Source organism: Kineococcus aurantiacus, assembly GCF_013409345.1.
Lineage (GTDB): Bacteria > Actinomycetota > Actinomycetes > Actinomycetales > Kineococcaceae > Kineococcus > Kineococcus aurantiacus.
The window spans coordinates 2228163-2243474 of sequence record NZ_JACCBB010000001.1 but is presented as its reverse complement, the minus strand read 5'-3'; the positions used below and the strand labels follow the sequence as shown (position 1 = coordinate 2243474).

The window sequence follows — 15312 nt, the reverse complement described above, 5'->3', positions numbered from 1 at the left end:
CCGGGCCGGCGGCTACGTTCTCCCGCGTGGACGAACGCGTCACCGAGGAACGGCTGCCCGGCGGCCGCAACGACGGCGCCACCCGGTCCGGGCAGACGGTCCGCAGGACCACCGGCGACCACACCCCGGGCGTGCACGCCCTGCTGCGCCACCTGCGCGCGGTCGGCTTCACCCGGGTCCCCGAAGTCCTCGGCATCGACGAGCGGGGCCGCGAAGTGCTCTCCCACCTCGACGGCGAGACGGTCGGGGACCAGCGGCCCTGGCCCGCGTGGGCGCACGGCGAAACCGCCCTGGTCGCCGTGGGGCGGTGGATGCGCGACTTCCACGACGCGTCCGCTTCCTTCACCCCGCCCCCCGGCGCCCGCTGGTTCGGGGACCACGACGAGCTGCGGGACGGGGAGGTCGTCGGCCACCACGACGCCGCCCCGTACAACGCCGTGTGGCGCCCCGCCCCCACCGGCACCGACCCCGCTGCCGGTGAGCTCGTCGGGTTCATCGACTGGGACCTGGCCGGGCCCGCCGCGCCCGTCCGCGACCTGGCGTTCCTGGCGCTGACGTGGGTGCCGCTGACCGCCCACGACGTCGCCCTCGCCGACGGGTTCGCGCCCGGCACCGACCGCCCCCGCCGCCTGCGCCTGCTGCTGGACGCCTACGGGTGGCGGGGCAGCACCGGGGAGGTCGTCAGCGCGGTGCGCGAACGCGCTCTGCAGCACGCGCAGGGCCTGCGCCGCGCGGCCGCGGACGGGTACGGCCCCGCCGTGGACCTCGTCGCCGAAGGGGTCGCCGACGACTTCGAGCGCGCCGTGGTGGAGCTCGACGCCCAGACCCCCGCCCTGCTCCGGGCCGACCGGCGGCGGTGAGCGGCGGCCGCCCGGCACCGCCGGTCACCGGGTGGGTTCACCGACCACCACGGGCCCAGGCCAGCAGCCGTTCACGACCGTCAGCCAGCTCGCGACGTCCCGCGGCCGTCCACCCCAGCCTCCACGTGGCCTCCAGGGTCACGATCGACCCGTCGCGCACCAGCACCAGCACCGACTCACCCAGCGTCGACGGACCGCTCTGCGGTTTTCCCGTCCGGACGTCCTCCACGTCCTGACGCCGGACGACCCGACGGCGCCAGGAGTTGCGGACCACGAGCTCGTCACCGCGGGTGCGGGCCCGCACGACGAACACCCGGCTGAACAGGAAGATCCCGAACGCCGCCATGGGCACCAGCACCAACGCTCCGGCGTCCCGCTCGCGCAGCCCGTCGAGGGCGAACGAACCCAGCAGCCCCAGCCAGACGACGGCGAACAGGGCGGAGTAGGCGCGAGACCAGCGCGGAGCCCGGACGTCCACACCGCCCGCCGGCGGGGACTCGGGGCGGTCAGGCGTCATCGACACGCCAGTGATCCTGACGCACCGCGGCAGCCGGGTGGAGCCGACCCCGTACGGTGCCCACACCCCGCGACGGAAGGGCGCACCCGGTGGCACCGCTGGAGGTCTCCACCCACGACGGCGACCCCGCGCGGGTGGCCACCGTCCTGCCCGGCCGCGGCTGCACCTGCGACGCCCCGCTGCTGCACTCCACCCGCGCACTGCTGCGCGATCGCGGGTGGACCGTGCGCACCGTCCGCTGGACCACCCCACCCGCGCCCGAGGAGTTGCTCGACCTCGCCCCCGGCCTGCTCGACGCGGTGCAGTCCCGGCAGCACCTGGTGGTGGCCAAGTCGCTGAGCACCCGGCTGCTGCCCCTGGCCCTCCAGCGGGACCTGCCGGGCACCTGGCTGACCCCGCTGCTGCGCGAACCGCAGGTGCACCGCGCCGCCGCGGCGGCCAGCGCACCGACCCTGCTCGTCGGCGGCTCGGCCGACCCGTACTGGGACGCGGCCGCCGCCCGGGGTTCGGGGCAGCGGGTGCTGGAGGTGCCCGGCGCCGACCACTCCCTGGAGGTCGCCGGGGACCTCGACGCCTCGCTGCGGGTCCTGCGGACGGTCCTCGCGGCGGTGGGCGAGTTCCTGGACGACCTGCCCTGACCGCGGGGCCCGACCACAGATCACCCGAGGTGCCCCAGGAGGAACTCTCCCCTGCCGCAGCAGGTGCACCGCGCGGACTCGGCCGTCGCCAGGTGCGGACGTTCGTCGGCGTCCTGGCCCGCTGCGGCGGTGGGTGCGGGCGCTACCACCGCGAACCCGACGGCAGACGGCGGCGACCTGCTGGCACCGGCCGGGAACGAACCGGTTCGCGGCCGCGTCCCAGCGTCGTGACCGCACGCCTCGTCGCCCCGATCGCGCTGGTGGTCCTCGTCCTGGTGAGTGCGTGCGGACAGCAGGCCGCGGCGCCCGGTGCTCCACCTGTCAGTGCCCCGTCCGCTGCGGAGCACGCGGACGTCGCACGCCCCGACCTGGTGCCCGACGGGCATCCAGGGCCCTTCGAGGCCGTCGGCTTCGTCCTGCAGGACGCCAGCCACGGCCCGCAGCTGTGCGTCGGTGGGACGGCGACCTCGCTGCCGCCGTTGTGCGGGGGCCCGGACGTGATCGGTTTCGACTTCTCCTCCCAGCCCGCCGACTCCCACGAAGCGGTCGGGGAAAGCCGGTACGGGTCGTTCGTCCTCACCGGCGTTCCGCGGGGTGAGGCGATCGAGCTGACCGCGCCCGCGCGCCCGGCCGATCCCGCCGACCTGGAGCAGGAGAGCGCACCGGAGCCGTCGTTCGCCAGCCCGTGCCCCGAACCGCTGGGCGGGTGGAAACCGTTGGACCCGGCGCGGGCCACCGAGGAAGCGCAGCAGGCTGCCTCGGCGAAGGCTCGAGCGGTGCCGGGGTTCGGGCTGGTGTGGATCGACCAGTCGATGGTGACCCCGGAGGAGGTGGCGGCCGAAGCGGTCAACGATCCGCTGCGCTACGTCTTGAACGTCTCCACCACCGGCGACCTCGCCGAGATGGAGTCCGTGGTGCGCTCGGTGTGGGGTGGCGCGTTGTGCGTCAGCGCCGCCGCGCACTCCGAGGCGGAGCTGACCGCGGCGCGGGACGCGCTCGACCAGGCCGACCGGTCCGGTGCGGGGTCGGCGCTGCTGGACCTGCAGGTGGACCCGCTCGCCGGGCAGGTCACGGCCACGGCGTTGTTGGCGCGGGAATCCGACCAGCGTCGCCTCGACGAGCGGTTCGGGTCCGGGGTGGTGCGGCTGAGCAGCCTGCTGCGTCCGCCGGCGGGCTGAGGCGCAGGCTCAGGAGGTCGCCGGTCACCGGTGCTCGAGGGGCGACCGGCGCTGGGAGCAGGACGTGGCCCGCAGCGCAGGACGACCGCGTACCCCGTCGGACCAGCGGCGACGCTTCAAGAGCACACGGCAGCGGTGACGATCGCAGTGATCAGGCAGTGCGGATCGCCCCGTGACGGGGAGATCGATCTCCGACGCGCGGTGCAGGACGGCCCAGCACCCAGTGCGGCACCGCGACTGACGTCCTCGTCCCGCGAGGTGCCCGGACGGGGAACCACTCACCTGGTGATCAGGGCGCGCCGGCCGGACAGGTCGGGCAGGGACAGCGAGGGGGTGCGGGCACGACGTCCTCCTGAGAGGTGAGGGGTGTGGACCGCGGGAGTCGAACAGGCCGGGGGGTCGACGCGCTGTGGACCGCGGTGGAGGTGGCAGCACCGGGCTCGCCCGGTGCGCGGTCACAGGGCAGCCGCGGCCTTGACCGGCGCACCGGCACCACGGCGGGCCAGGACCAGGGTGACGGCGAAGTGCAGGGCGAAGGCCGTGGTGGACACCACCTGCACCACCGCCAGGGCCGCGGGTTGATCGGCGAGGTAGAGGACGACCCGGGCGGAGAGGGTCAGCCCGGCCAGCACCAGGCCCACCAGCGTGCTGACGGTGTACAGGCGCCGCAGCAGCCGGTGGGTGCGCCATGCGCGCGGTCCACCCGAGAGGGGGTTGACGATCAGGCCCATCAGGGGGCGTCGGGCGATCAACGACCCGGCGTAAGCCGCGATGAAGAGCACCGGCAGCCCCATCGTGGGCAGGAAGAAACCTCGGGCCTCCCCGGTCAGGGCCGCGACCCCGGCGCACACCGCGGCCACGACCAGTCCCGCGACCGCGGAGCCGGGGGACTCCCGCCGGGCCAGGCGCAGCGCGCAGGCGACCACTGCCGTGACCAGCAGGGCGATCAGGGCCGGTGTGAGACCGGCGACGGCGTCGGTGACCACGAAGGCGATCGTGGGGGCGGCGGCGCAGGCCAGGCCGAACAGCCCACCCACCCGCTCGAGCGCGCGGTCCAGCGTCGTGCGGACCAGGGAGCGCTCGGTGACCTCCAGGCCCAGGAGGTGACGGACGGTGGCGCTGGGGCTCGTGGTTCGGCGGTCGGCGCGCGCGAGCGGTTCGGCGCCGGTGGCGGATCGCTGGGTCACTGTTCCTCCTGGGTCGCGGTGGTCAGAGCAGCCTCCGCCGGGACCCCCGTCGCATCCAGGGCCTCCCGATCCGCCCCAGCGGCCGCCGCCGGCTCGACGGTGGTGCGCTCGCCGGCGTCCAGGGCGGCGAAAGGGGGGACCGGCAGGTCGTGGCTGGTGGTGGGCCGAGCCGGTAGGAAGGGTGCACCACCGCACGGGGAGGACCGATGGACATCGACAGGACCGGCCTGGCGCAGTTCCTGCGGCTACGGCGTGAGGCCCTGCAACCGCAGGACGTCGGCCTGCCCCGCGGGCAGCGGCGCCGCACCAGCGGGTTGCGGCGTGAGGAGGTCGCCGCCTTGGCCCACATGTCCACCGACTACTACGCCCGGCTCGAGCGCGGGCGCGGGCCGCAGCCGTCGGTGCAGATGGTCGCCTCCATCGCCCAGGGGTTGCACCTGGGCCTGGACGAGCGTGACCACCTGTTCCGGCTGGCTGGGCACCAGCCGCCGGCGCGTGGTGCCCTCAGCGAGCACGTCAGCCCCGGCCTGCTGCGGATCCTGGACCGGTTGGAGGACACCCCGGCCGAGATCGTCACCGAGCTGGGGGTGACCTTGCGCCAGACACCGATGGGCATCGCGCTGACCGGCGACGCCACCCGGTGGAGCGGGCCGGCCCGCAGCCTGGGCTACCGCTGGTTCACCGACCCCGGGACCCGGCGGTGGTACGCGCCGGAAGACCACGCGTTCTTGTCCCGGTTGTACGCCTCGCACCTGCGTGAGGTCGTGACCCGGCGGGGGCCGGGGTCGCGGGCTGCGGAGCTGGCTGAGTTGGCGCTGGCGAGGTCGGAGGAACTGCGCCGGTTGTGGGAGCTGCACGAGGTCGGGGTCCGTCCCACTGACGTCAAGCGGTTCGTGCACCCGGCGGTGGGTCCGATCCAGTTGCACTGCCAGACGTTGCTGGATCCGCAGCAGAACCACCTGCTGCTGGTCTACACCGCGGTCCCCGGGACCGAGGACCAGGAGAAGCTGGAACTGCTCTCGGTCCTGGGGGCACCGTCCGGGAGGTGAGGCGGTGTCGACCTGGCTGAGGGACGAGGTGGCCGTTCAGGTGGACGCGGCCGCACCCACCTGACCCGCCGCTCACCTCCTGCGGTCGTCGACCTCGAACCCGGACGGACGAGAACCCCGGGACCGACGGCGCACCAGTTCCGGCCGGGGAAACCCCGGGGCCCCGTCGCGGTCCGTCCGCAGAGCGGGGCGACTGCGCGGTCAGCGCGGGAACCGCACGCCGTGAGCACCAGGCCACGGGGAGGGTGGTCAGCCGTCCGGTCCGACGGGGTACTCAGGAGGAGGGCCGGACCGGGACCTGGCCCTTCGTCTTCACCCTCCGGTAGAGCAGGGCCCACACCCCCAGGCACAGGACCGTCACGCCGGCCGAGGACCCGATGACCCACCCGGGCACGACGTCGTCCCCGCGGTTCAAGCGCATCACCGCGACGGTCGCGAGACCGAAGGAGATGGCCGCCGCCATCCACCCCCGGGTACCGCGCGTCGGGGTGTGCGGATCGGTCGTGAGGTCGAGCGGCTGGGCGCGGGCGTCTTCGTCCCTGCGCTTGCGCACCGAGCGTCGCCAGGCGTCCTTCAGCTCCGAGGTGCGCATGCGCGACAGTCTCGATCGTGCTGGGTCTGCCCGCCACACGTCGCGCCCGCGCACCGCGCCGTGACCGCGCGGTCCAGGGTCCGGCGCGCCCAGCCGCCTACGGTGTGCAGATGCTTGGCCCGAGGCACTTCGAGGCGCACGCCGAGACCTACGAACGCGCCAGACCGCCGTACCCGGCGCAGCTGTGGGCCCGCCTGGCTGAACTGGGTCTGCTGGTGCCGGGCGTCCGGGTGCTCGAGCTGGGCGCGGGGACAGGGCAGGCCACCGGGCCGATGGTCGACGCCGGTGCCCGGGTGCTGGCCGTGGAGCCCGGCGCCGAGCTGGCCGCGCGCCTGCGTCGGCGCTTCCCGCAGGTCGAGGTGCGGGTCGGCACCGCCGAAGACGTGCCGTTGCCGGCGGCGGCTTTCGAGGTGGCGGTGGCGGCCACCTCGGTGCACTGGTTCGACCTGGACGTGGTGCTGCCGAAAGTGCATCGCGCTCTGGTCCCAGGTGGTTCCTTCGCCGTGTGGCGCAACGTGTTCGGTGATCCCTCCGTGCCCCTGACGCCTTTCCGGCAGCGGGTCGTGCAGATCAAGCCCCCCGGTCGTGAGCCGCCGCGGCCCGGCCCCGGGGAGCTGGACACCACGGCCTGGGTCGAGCAGCTGACCCGCAGCGGGCACTTCAGCCTCAGCCACGTCGAGCAGTTCCCCTGGGCGATCGAGCTGAGCACCGAGCAGGTGCGGGACCTGTTCACCACCTTCAGCAACTGGGACCCGGCCGAGGTGGCGGAGGCGGCAGGGGCGGTCGAGGAGCTCGGTGGACGGGTGCTCGAGCACTACCTGACCCCGCTGATCGTGCTGCAGCGCGCTGACGGGCTCTGACGTGCCCCGCGTCACCGGCCGGTACCCGAACGGCGGGGGCACCTCGAACTCACTCCTCGTGATCGTGCGGGCGATCCCCTCGGGCAGCTCGCCCCGGTCATCGACGTGTGCGGGAGGCCCGTGGGGGGAGGGGAGCCGATGACGTCCACGTCGACGATCGCCGGGAAGATCGCGCACCTGGTGCGAGCCGTCCACGCCTCGCCGGTTCAGGACGCGTCGGTCTCGATCACGGCGTGGCCGGACGCGATCCGGGTCTCCCTCGAGGCGGAGGACCTGGACGACGACCTGCCCTTCATCGAGTCGGCGGACTTCGGGCAGGCCCTGGACGAGGCCGTCGTCCGTGCCGAGGTGGGCCTGCCCGAGGGGTACCGGAGCACGTGGGCCGAGGACTTCGAGGGTGCGGCCGGAGCGCTGGAGGTCCTGGAGGGGGAACGTGCTCGAGGGTGGAGCTACGACCTGGCGTTCATCCCGCGCTCCCGGGTGACCGGTGGGGACGCGTGGGAACTCCGAGCCGGCGCGAGTGAAGTCACTGTCTTCATCGCCGAGAGCTTGGTGGCGGTGGTGGCCGCTCACGTCGCGGAGGCGGCGGGCGACCGCCCGTCCTGAGGCCGAGGCGCGCCCGGACCGCGCCGTCACCGCGACGTCGGGCGCAGGGCGAGACGACCGTGGGCCGGGGGCAGCCGGCGTCAGATCGCCGGCGGCACCGGGCCGTCGTCCACGAACGAGACCGCTGACGCCGCGATCCGGCGCAGGTCGGGCAGGTCCAGCGTCGTGGTGGTCGGGGCCAGGGCCGGTCCCCAGGACACCTCGAGACCGAGCTCGTCGTCGGTGGGCAGACCGAAGATGCGCACGGCGCAGGACAGGCGCAGCACGTCGTGACCGCGGTAGCCGTCGTTGCGCTCACCCAGGAAGAGCCGTTGCGGCACGTGGTCGACGAAGGCGTGGACGAGGGGGTCGTTGGGCGGCCCGGGCCAGTGCTCCCACAGGGCTGACTGCACGGCGGCTTCGGCGTCGCTGCGCGGGGGCAGGACCTGGGGGATGAACGCGGCGTCGGCGCGGGCCACCAGCCAGGCGGTGAGGCGGTCGGGGTGGGCGAACAGGCAACGCAGCCCGATGGCGATGCCAGGCACCTTGGCCAGCAGCACCGGCCCGTGGACGACGGCGCCCAGGCTGCGCCAGGTCGCCTCGGAGTCCTCGACGAGCCACGGCTTCCACGGCCGCTGTCCCACCTCCCACGGCTGGGGGTAGGGGCTGGAGCCGTCGCTCGGGTCGTCGGTCGTCATCCCAGTCCCACCACCTGTTCGGCGAGGTCGTCGAGGTTCTCCAGGGCCAGGACGGTGGTGGTCACCGGTGCGCCGAGCTCGGGCCAGCCGGCCTCCAGCGGCAGGCGCGCGTCCTCGGGCAGCTTCGGCCACCACAGGTCCAGGTCGTGGACGTAGGCGGGGGTTCCGGGGGTGCCGTCGGAGTAGCCGCGGGCGGTGTGGGCTGCGCTGTCGTAGCGGTGGTGCAGGCGCAGCCACAGCTCCCCGTCGGGGGTGAGGCCGGCGGCCGAGGCGGGCACGCTCAAGCGCACGTCGCTGCGGGGCAGCCGCGGGCGGTGCCGTCGGCCGCTGCGGCTGCCGGGGTGGACGTCGGACTCGTAGGCGTCGCGGGCGGTCTGACCGACGGCTTTGACCTGGACGGACAGCAGCAGCCCGTCGAGGTGGGCGAAGACGCAGCGCAGGCCGATGCCGATGCCCGGGCCGGTGCTGAGGACCCGGGGGCCGTGGGCAAGGACTCCCAGTCCGTCGTCGAAGGAGGAGGAGATGCCGCTGGTCACCTCCTCAGCCTGTCGCACCCGGCGGGTCCGGTCACCTGCCTCGGGTGTCGATGCTCGTCCTCGGCGGGCGACGACGCCTGCTGTCACACGCCGGCGTCCTCCCGGGTTTCCTCGACGGGGAGAGCGCCCAGGCTCCCGAACACCCGTGCGGCGACGATGGCCGGCCACCAGGCCTCGAACACCGCGAACAGCACCAGGCACCCGCCCGCGATCAGCGTGGTCAGGACGCGCAGCCGCCGGGTGGGCCGCAGCCGCGACGGCACCCCGGCGCAGTCGATCACCTGGGGAACGGGTCGAGCCGGCACCCCACCCAGCCGACGCACCCGGGGTGTGAGACCTGGCCGCGACACCGCGGAGGGTCGTCGCTCAGCAGGAACGTGGCCGTGGTGGGTGTCAGTCCTCGCGGTGGAGGTCCTGCCAGGCCTGCTGGGCGAGCTCGTCGCCGGCCGCGGCACCGGCCAGCAGGTGCGCTTCGGCACCGCGCACGTCACCGCGTTCCAGCAGCAGCAGGGCCAGGTTGTGGTGGCACCAGGCGTCCCCGGCGGCGATGCCGGCCCGGTAGGCCTCTTCGGCGGCCACCTCGTCCACCAGCTCGCTCCCGCCCGCGGCCGGCTCGTGGTCGCCGAGGCCGCCGGGTCCACCGGGCGGGTCGGCACCAGCGAGGTCGTCGCCGGCCAGCAGGTTGCCCAGCGGCAGCCAGCACTCGCGTTGACCCAGCTTGGCGCCCAGCTGCAACTGCTCGAGGGCCTCACTGCGCCGGCCGCGGGCCAGCAGCAGTGCGGCCAGGTCCGCGCGAGCCGATCCGTCCACGCCGGCCCCCGCACGCAGCTGCTCCTCCAGGACCGGGTCGGTGGTGTCTCGCGTGCGTTCCCAGCGCCAGCGCGCAGCCAGCGCGACGGCTGGCAGGTACCCGCTCTCCACCGCCCGCGCCAAGGCGGCACCGGCCTGCTCCGGTTCCCCCTGCTCGTGCAGCAGGTGGGCCAGCTGCACGTACCCCTCGGGTTGTTCACCTCGGACTGCCGCGCCGCGGTAGGCGTCCATCGCCCCGGCCAGGTCGCCCAGGCCCTCCAGGACGTGCCCGAGGTTGAGCCAGGCATCGGTTTCGCCGGCGGCGATGGCCTGGTGGTAGGCCTCGACGGCTTCGGTGGGGCGCTGCAGCTCGCGCAGGGTGTTGCCCACGTTGAACCACACCCACTGACTGCCCAGCGCCACCGCGCGCTGGAAGCAGGTCAGCGCCTGCCGCTGGTGGCCGGCGTCGGCCAAGTCGCAGCCGAGCCCGACGAGCTCGTCGGTGTCGATGCCCGGGTCGGTGCCCGTGTCGGCCAGCGCGGCACGCAGGCGTGCCTCGAGGTCCTCGTCCACGAGGAGCAGTCTGCCGGGGCTCCGGTGCTGGAGCGGACCTGACTCGGCCAACTGCGCGGACGCCCGGTGGAGGCCGTGACCGTGACGTCGCCCGCGGCGGACCACGACCGCCCGCGGGGCTGTCCTGCTCCGTCGCAGCCCTGCTCCGTCGTGGTTCCTGCGGTCACGCCGGGAGCGTGCAGCGGGTGGTACGTCGCTGACCCCACCCGAAGCGGCTCTCAGCGATCCAGTCCTGCAGGTGGTCCGCCAGCCGAGCCGCGCACAGCTGCAGGTCGGGGAGGTGAGCCGGTCCTGGAACACCTCGTCGCAGGCCACCACCCGCACCCACGTGTCCCCGCTGGTCCTGTCCTGGTCCCAGTGCACGCTCAGCTGCTGCAGCTCGATCGGTGTCAGCAGGGAACTGACGACCGGCTGGGCCAAGCGGTCCCTCAGGACGCGCAGCTGCTCGTCGTCGGCGTCACTGGTGTCGCCCGGGCCCGGTGTGCCGGCAGCAGGGACGTGCGGGTCGACGTGCAGCGTCAACCCGCTGGTGCACGCCGGTTCACGACTCACGACTCCACCGTAGGTGGCGGCCACGACCGTGACGTCGCCGCGACGCGCCACGACTCCGGACGGGTCGACGAGTCCCCAGGCACCGGACGGTCAGTCGCCCGTGAGGCGGGCAGCGGCGGCCTTGATCTCGTGGGCGTCGCTGTCCAGGAGTCGCCTGTCCCGGTCCAGCGTCCCGGGGAGGTTCTCGACGGACCAGCCGTCTCCGGTGTAGCGGGGCAGGACGTGCAGGTGGAGGTGGAAGACCGTCTGGAAGGCGACCTCGCCGTCGCACAGGAAGAAGTTGATCCCCTCGGGCCGGAACGTCGAACGGCGCAGGGTGCGGGCCAGGTCGTGAGCCACTGCCCAGACGTGACCACCCGTGGTCTCGTCCAGGTCTTCCAGGCCGACCGCGTGGTGGCGCGGGACGACCAGGAGGTGCCCGGGGGTGACGGGGTGGAGGTCCATGAAGGCCACGACGGTCTCGTCCTCGTGCACCGTGCTGGCCTCGGCCTCGTGTGCGGCGATGGCGCAGAAGGTGCACCCCTGCTCCGTCGCAGTCGCGGCCCGTGTCATGGAGCGACGGTCCCAGTGCGGCGAGGCGGGGTCCACTCGATCGGTGATCAGGTGGATCCCCGGGTGGACCGCTCGTCGACGTGTGCAGACGGTCGACGACGTCCTGGCCAGCGCCGTGACCGTGAGGTCGCCCGCAGGGCGCCATGATCAGATGATGCTCGAGCTGGCGTCAGCGCGGCGCTCAAAGCTCGTCGTACTCCTCGAGTGCATGCCGTAGGCGCTGATCGAGGTTGTCGAGCGCTGCTTCCAACTCCGCGTCTCCACCATCCACCCCGACTCGACGACGCAAGCGGGCAGCCACATCGCCGTCGAGCTCGTGGCTGAGGACGTGTCCTTGCAGCACGGCCAAGACGCCGATCAGCGCTGTCGCGTCGTCTTGTGAGAGGGGACGGGGGCACAGGTCGGTAGCCGTGTCTGCCAGCATCGACCCTCTTCCGCACCGTGTCATCGACAGGAGCGGACGTCCGCAGCCAGCCGTGATCGCGCCCGCAGGGCGACGAAGTCAGATGTTGTTCACCTGCGTGCCGATCGCTGCCCGTACCGTGCATCCGTGCGCAGACAGCCGGCCAGGGCAGCAGGAGTCGGCCTGCTGACCGCCGGACTCTGCGGGTGCGCCTCGGCATCGGTGGCGACCTGGAGCCTGACCGAGGCGCCCGAGCCCTCCGACACGACGCTGTCCCTGCTCGTGAGCGAGACGGCCTGTGCCAGCGGGCAGTCACCTGAGGGCCGCATCGAGGAGCCCGAGGTGGACTACCAGCGCGAGGCGGTGGTCATCACCGTCCGAGTCCGCGCCGCTGGGATGTCCGGCCACTGCGAGGGCCACCCTGGCGCTCCCTACGTGCTGGAGCTCGCCGAGCCCCTAGGCACCCGCGCCCTCCTGGACGGCGGGCGGGAGCCGGCCGTAGCGGTGAGTCCGCCACCCTGACGACCCTCCGATCCCCGATGCACCGAAACACCCGCTACCACCGCGACGTGATCCATCCGCGGTGAAGACGGGGGCACCTTGGGTGCAAAGTCAGCGGCCTGGCGATCACTCGCTCATCGGCGAGACCGCGACGTCACCGACCCCCAGCAACAGCGCGCACAACGCGGGATGACCGTGCGCTGCGCGCACCGCGGGATGACCGCAAGGTTGCTGGCCGCGTCGATGCGCACGCAGCAGGCGTTGCTCGTTGCTCCGAGTGGGTCCCGATCCCATCACTATCTCTGTAGCTGATCGTTGGGCAGGCAGGGTGATGAGGTGCACCCGAGCGACGGCCAGCGCAGCAACAGCTTCTTCCTGCCGCCGACGCGGCGCTGGCCCCTCCTGGGGCAGATCGGGTGGTGGGTGCTTGCCGCCTTGGTCGGTGGCGTCTGCGGCTACGCCTTCGTGAGCGCGTCAGGATGGGCCGGCTCTGAGGTACCCGTCGGGACAGTGGTCGGGGGCGGCGCAGCTGTGGCCGTGGTGAGCGTGGTGGCGCACCTGGGCATCCACCCTTGGTGGGGGCCTGCGCTGGTCTGGGCGGCCTTTGTGGTGGGCACGTTGCCGCCGCTGGCCTTGGAGGACGCGCTGTGGCTGGTGGCCGCGGCCGTGCTCGGTGGCCTGGTGGCTGGGTACGTGGCAGTGGTGAACCTGGGGGTTCTGGCTGTTCGAGCTCTAGTGCGGCGGCGCGGGTGGGCTGAGAGTCGGTAGGCCTCGCACCCACGGCGGGTGGGTGCTCAGCGACGTCCTGACGCGCGGGATGACCGCGAGATCACCCACTCGGCTCATCGTCGCTAGGGAGCCGTGGCGTGCGAACGAGCAGCCGCGACGATGAGGCTGTGATCTGGATGCTGTGGCTAATGCCGGCGGCTCTGTGCTCGGGTCTGTCCGGTTGGTCCCATGCGCGGCCTGCTCCCGTTCGAGCCTCATGGGAGACAGACCACCGCCAGCACGGCTGGCCGCGACTCTTCGACTTCGCTGCTCTCCTGTTCATCACCATGGCGGGGGTGGCATCAGCTGACTCGACGCTGCCCTTCTGGGTTCGGTTGGCGATCATCTTGGTGACTGCGGTGGTGCCGTACCAAGCGATCCACGCCGTGGTGGGGCGCGGCAGGAGCAGGCCTGCGCGGGACCGATCCGATCGGTGAGGCTCACGCTGCTCTGACTCATCACCCTGATCGCGGCATAACCGTGTGGTCGCGCGGTGCGCGGGATGACCGTGCGCCCGCGCACACCGCGCCATGACCGTGCGCAGCGCGGCTCGCGCCATGCACCTGGGCATCTCCGCCGGACGCTGGCGTGCAGGGTGGGGATCGAGCTGCGCTTCCGGATGATCAGATCGTGTAGCCGACCGCCGCAGTGGCGCTGCGGACCAGGTCGTTGGTCGAAGGCCAGCTCACGCCACTGAGGTTGACCAGCAGGCTCATCGACGCCTTCCGCGGCTCAGTCCAGTCGATGTCGTCCTCCTGGGGCAAGGGGTCTCCTTCCGGCACCGGCTCTCCCACGAGGAGGTCCGCGTCAAGGTCGACGCCGTTCAGCTCGTTGTCGGCACCGTCGTCGGCGCGGAAGAGTGGGTCGAAGTCGCGGCCCAGTTTGCCGTCCACCAGGTAGCGAAAGCGCATGACGGCGTTGATGTTCCAGTACACGCTGATGTAGCGACTCGGAACGGGCGTCGATGTGCTGGGCTCAAAGTTCGACCCGGCGAAGCCGTTGGGCTCGAACACCCAGGTCCAGCCCTCATGCGTCCCGGCGAAGGCGATCTCGGGGTACTCAACCTGCTCGTCAAGACCCCAGGGCGCATCCAGCCAGTGCTCGACCTCCCGAGCGGGGGCGATGTCAGTGACCGCATCGGGCACTAGCACTTGCAGAGCCTGGACGGGTGTCAACCCCTGCACGATCGTGAAGCACCGCTCCGAGTCGTCATCCCACTCCAGCTCACGCTCCGACTGCTCCAGCATGAGGACGATCATGGCAGGACCACCCGACAGAACACCTGAATCCATCGCTCGCTCATCGACAAGACCGCGAGGTCGTCGACGTCCTGGCCAGCGCCATGACCGTGACGTCGACGGCCGGAGACAGGGTTCAGCCGGGCCCCGCGGTCACGTCTGCTCAGCGTCGTGTTCTGGGTGGTTGAGGCCGTCTTGACCGGCGGCCTCGAAGCCGGGCCAGCCAGAGCGATGCACAGCATCGGCGCGGCGCCGGTAGTCGTCCTCGTCGATCGCGACCAGCCACTCCGGCCCCATGACGCCGTCGTGCTGGAAGGTGCCCTGAACGTCGATCCAGTCCACGCAGTCGTGCTTCTCTCCGCTGCTGGTGACCCTGCCCGGGTGGCCCGGTTGCAGGACCAGCAGTTCGGCGACGTGGCCGTCGCCGATGAAGCGAACTGGAGTCCCCGCGGGGAAGGCTTCACCACCGGTGATCCAGAGGTCTTCGGACCAGGTGGCCATCGCCTGCTCGTCCTGCCAGGGGAAACCGGCCCAGCCCGAAGCCCGCAGCCGCTCGCTGGCGCGCTGGTGTTCCTGCTCGGTGATCAGTCCATCCAGTCGGGGTCGAGGCGGCCGTTGTACTGCAGGACCTCGGGCGCATCGGTCCAGTCGATGACCGCGTGGGCCTCATCGGCAGTGATGAGCAGCCCGGTGTGGCCCGGTTGCAGGTGCAGCCGGCGGGTGGCGTCGTCGGGGCCGCGCCAGCGCACGTAGCTGCTCATGGGCAGGCGGTCCAGGCGGTGGTAGGGGTGCGGCTCGGCCCGCCAGGCGGTGAGGAAGTGCCCGTCGTCGAGGGGGAAGCCGGGCCAGCCGGAGGCGCGCAACTGCTCGACGGCGTGGTGGTGCTCTCGCTCGGAGACGACCTCCAGCCAGTCGGCCTGGAGGTGACCGTGGTGCTGGCGGATGCCGCCGGTGTCCGAGGAGGCGTCGGCCCAGTTGATGAGTGTGCTCCTCGCCGCCGTAGACGAGGAAGCCGGGGTGTCCGGGTTGCAGGTGCAGCCGGTGGGCCACCTCCTCGGGGCCGCACCAGCGGACGAAGAGGTGGTGGGTCCACTCATCCAGGCGGGGGTGGGTGCGAGGGCTCGGTGTCTCGTTCACCGCTGGTCTTCTTGCCGCCTCGGCCTGGTCGGGTAGCGGGCGCTACCGCTCACCAGGTGGGCGACTTGATCGAGGTAGCGGCGATGGCAGGGAGGGACC

Annotated in this window: 20 protein-coding genes; 8 read left to right on the top strand and 12 right to left on the bottom strand. The window is 72.7% G+C overall.

Going from position 1 to position 15312, the window contains the following annotated elements; all coding sequences use genetic code 11:
* Positions 1-26: 26 nt before the first annotated feature.
* Positions 27-860: a phosphotransferase gene (locus tag BJ968_RS10880; RefSeq protein ID WP_179751722.1), complete on the top strand. Its 834-nt coding sequence runs from the start codon at positions 27-29 to the stop codon at positions 858-860.
* Between the two features lie 37 nt (positions 861-897).
* Here the strand turns inward: BJ968_RS10880 and BJ968_RS10875 are convergent, their stop codons facing one another.
* Positions 898-1383: a hypothetical protein gene (locus BJ968_RS10875; RefSeq protein ID WP_179751720.1), complete on the bottom strand. Its 486-nt coding sequence runs from the start codon at positions 1381-1383 to the stop codon at positions 898-900.
* 83 nt (positions 1384-1466) lie between these two features.
* On the opposite strand from BJ968_RS10875, the gene BJ968_RS10870 reads away from it, so the two are divergent.
* Positions 1467-2015: an alpha/beta hydrolase gene (locus BJ968_RS10870; protein ID WP_179751718.1), complete on the top strand. Its 549-nt coding sequence runs from the start codon at positions 1467-1469 to the stop codon at positions 2013-2015.
* 371 nt (positions 2016-2386) lie between these two features.
* Positions 2387-3193 carry a hypothetical protein gene (locus tag BJ968_RS10865; protein ID WP_179751716.1) on the top strand — a complete coding sequence of 269 codons (807 nt, stop codon included), beginning with the start codon at positions 2387-2389 and terminating at the stop codon, positions 3191-3193.
* 455 nt (positions 3194-3648) lie between these two features.
* On the opposite strand, the gene BJ968_RS10860 is transcribed toward BJ968_RS10865, so the two are convergent.
* A complete protein-coding gene (locus BJ968_RS10860) occupies positions 3649-4380 on the bottom strand; it encodes a DUF3159 domain-containing protein (protein WP_179751713.1) in 732 nt (243 codons plus the stop codon).
* A gap of 206 nt (positions 4381-4586) precedes the next feature.
* Here BJ968_RS10860 and BJ968_RS10855 point away from each other — a divergent pair, with 206 nt between their 5' ends.
* Complete coding sequence (locus BJ968_RS10855; protein ID WP_179751711.1) at positions 4587-5429, top strand: helix-turn-helix transcriptional regulator; 843 nt, start codon at positions 4587-4589, stop codon at positions 5427-5429.
* A 274-nt stretch (positions 5430-5703) separates the two neighbouring features.
* Here the strand turns inward: BJ968_RS10855 and BJ968_RS10850 are convergent, their stop codons facing one another.
* Positions 5704-6021, bottom strand: coding sequence for a hypothetical protein (locus BJ968_RS10850; protein WP_179751709.1), 318 nt, complete (start codon positions 6019-6021; stop codon positions 5704-5706).
* Positions 6022-6131: 110 nt separating this feature from the next.
* On the opposite strand from BJ968_RS10850, the gene BJ968_RS10845 reads away from it, so the two are divergent.
* Positions 6132-6881, top strand: coding sequence for a class I SAM-dependent methyltransferase (locus tag BJ968_RS10845; RefSeq protein ID WP_179751707.1), 750 nt, complete (start codon positions 6132-6134; stop codon positions 6879-6881).
* 138 nt (positions 6882-7019) lie between these two features.
* Positions 7020-7487, top strand: a complete 468-nt coding sequence (locus tag BJ968_RS10840; protein ID WP_179751705.1) for a hypothetical protein — start codon at positions 7020-7022, stop codon at positions 7485-7487.
* Positions 7488-7567: 80 nt separating this feature from the next.
* Here the strand turns inward: BJ968_RS10840 and BJ968_RS10835 are convergent, their stop codons facing one another.
* The 6 genes from BJ968_RS10835 to BJ968_RS10810 all read right to left on the bottom strand — a co-directional run bounded on the left by BJ968_RS10835 (position 7568) and on the right by BJ968_RS10810 (position 11590).
* Positions 7568-8164 (bottom strand): hypothetical protein, encoded by a 597-nt coding sequence (locus tag BJ968_RS10835; protein ID WP_179751703.1) that lies wholly within the window; start codon positions 8162-8164, stop codon positions 7568-7570.
* A complete protein-coding gene (locus BJ968_RS10830; protein ID WP_179751701.1) occupies positions 8161-8700 on the bottom strand; it encodes a hypothetical protein in 540 nt (179 codons plus the stop codon). Before BJ968_RS10830 ends, BJ968_RS10835 begins: the two co-directional genes overlap by 4 nt.
* A gap of 83 nt (positions 8701-8783) precedes the next feature.
* Positions 8784-8981 (bottom strand): hypothetical protein, encoded by a 198-nt coding sequence (locus BJ968_RS10825; RefSeq protein WP_179751699.1) that lies wholly within the window; start codon positions 8979-8981, stop codon positions 8784-8786.
* Positions 8982-9093: 112 nt separating this feature from the next.
* The gene (locus BJ968_RS10820) at positions 9094-10062 is read right to left on the bottom strand and encodes a tetratricopeptide repeat protein (RefSeq protein ID WP_179751697.1); all 969 of its coding nucleotides are present in this window, start codon (positions 10060-10062) and stop codon (positions 9094-9096) included.
* A 642-nt stretch (positions 10063-10704) separates the two neighbouring features.
* Complete coding sequence (locus BJ968_RS10815) at positions 10705-11166, bottom strand: HIT family protein (protein WP_179751695.1); 462 nt, start codon at positions 11164-11166, stop codon at positions 10705-10707.
* A gap of 181 nt (positions 11167-11347) precedes the next feature.
* Complete coding sequence (locus BJ968_RS10810) at positions 11348-11590, bottom strand: hypothetical protein (protein WP_179751693.1); 243 nt, start codon at positions 11588-11590, stop codon at positions 11348-11350.
* 126 nt (positions 11591-11716) lie between these two features.
* Here BJ968_RS10810 and BJ968_RS10805 point away from each other — a divergent pair, with 126 nt between their 5' ends.
* Positions 11717-12091, top strand: a complete 375-nt coding sequence (locus tag BJ968_RS10805; protein WP_179751691.1) for a hypothetical protein — start codon at positions 11717-11719, stop codon at positions 12089-12091.
* A gap of 315 nt (positions 12092-12406) precedes the next feature.
* Positions 12407-12838, top strand: coding sequence for a hypothetical protein (locus BJ968_RS10800; RefSeq protein ID WP_179751689.1), 432 nt, complete (start codon positions 12407-12409; stop codon positions 12836-12838).
* A 623-nt stretch (positions 12839-13461) separates the two neighbouring features.
* Here the strand turns inward: BJ968_RS10800 and BJ968_RS10795 are convergent.
* The 3 genes from BJ968_RS10795 to BJ968_RS10785 form a co-directional block, all read right to left on the bottom strand.
* Positions 13462-14085: a DUF6461 domain-containing protein gene (locus BJ968_RS10795; RefSeq protein ID WP_179751687.1), complete on the bottom strand. Its 624-nt coding sequence runs from the start codon at positions 14083-14085 to the stop codon at positions 13462-13464.
* Positions 14086-14229: 144 nt separating this feature from the next.
* On the bottom strand, positions 14230-14577 hold the full coding sequence (locus tag BJ968_RS10790) for a hypothetical protein (RefSeq protein ID WP_179751685.1): 348 nt from the start codon (positions 14575-14577) through the stop codon (positions 14230-14232).
* An 83-nt stretch (positions 14578-14660) separates the two neighbouring features.
* On the bottom strand, positions 14661-15173 hold the full coding sequence (locus BJ968_RS10785) for a hypothetical protein (RefSeq protein WP_179751683.1): 513 nt from the start codon (positions 15171-15173) through the stop codon (positions 14661-14663).
* Positions 15174-15312: the final 139 nt, after the last annotated feature.

Coding starts and splice junctions, on each gene's coding strand:
- BJ968_RS10855 (WP_179751711.1), top strand. CDS start 4,587: ATGGACATCGACAGGACCGGCCTGGCGCAGTTCCTGCGGCTACGGCGT.
- BJ968_RS10850 (WP_179751709.1), bottom strand. CDS start 6,021: ATGCGCACCTCGGAGCTGAAGGACGCCTGGCGACGCTCGGTGCGCAAG.
- BJ968_RS10845 (WP_179751707.1), top strand. CDS start 6,132: ATGCTTGGCCCGAGGCACTTCGAGGCGCACGCCGAGACCTACGAACGC.
- BJ968_RS10840 (WP_179751705.1), top strand. CDS start 7,020: ATGACGTCCACGTCGACGATCGCCGGGAAGATCGCGCACCTGGTGCGA.
- BJ968_RS10835 (WP_179751703.1), bottom strand. CDS start 8,164: ATGACGACCGACGACCCGAGCGACGGCTCCAGCCCCTACCCCCAGCCG.
- BJ968_RS10815 (WP_179751695.1), bottom strand. CDS start 11,166: ATGACACGGGCCGCGACTGCGACGGAGCAGGGGTGCACCTTCTGCGCC.
- BJ968_RS10810 (WP_179751693.1), bottom strand. CDS start 11,590: ATGCTGGCAGACACGGCTACCGACCTGTGCCCCCGTCCCCTCTCACAA.
- BJ968_RS10795 (WP_179751687.1), bottom strand. CDS start 14,085: ATGCTGGAGCAGTCGGAGCGTGAGCTGGAGTGGGATGACGACTCGGAG.
- BJ968_RS10790 (WP_179751685.1), bottom strand. CDS start 14,577: ATGGCCACCTGGTCCGAAGACCTCTGGATCACCGGTGGTGAAGCCTTC.
- BJ968_RS10785 (WP_179751683.1), bottom strand. CDS start 15,173: ATGAGTGGACCCACCACCTCTTCGTCCGCTGGTGCGGCCCCGAGGAGG.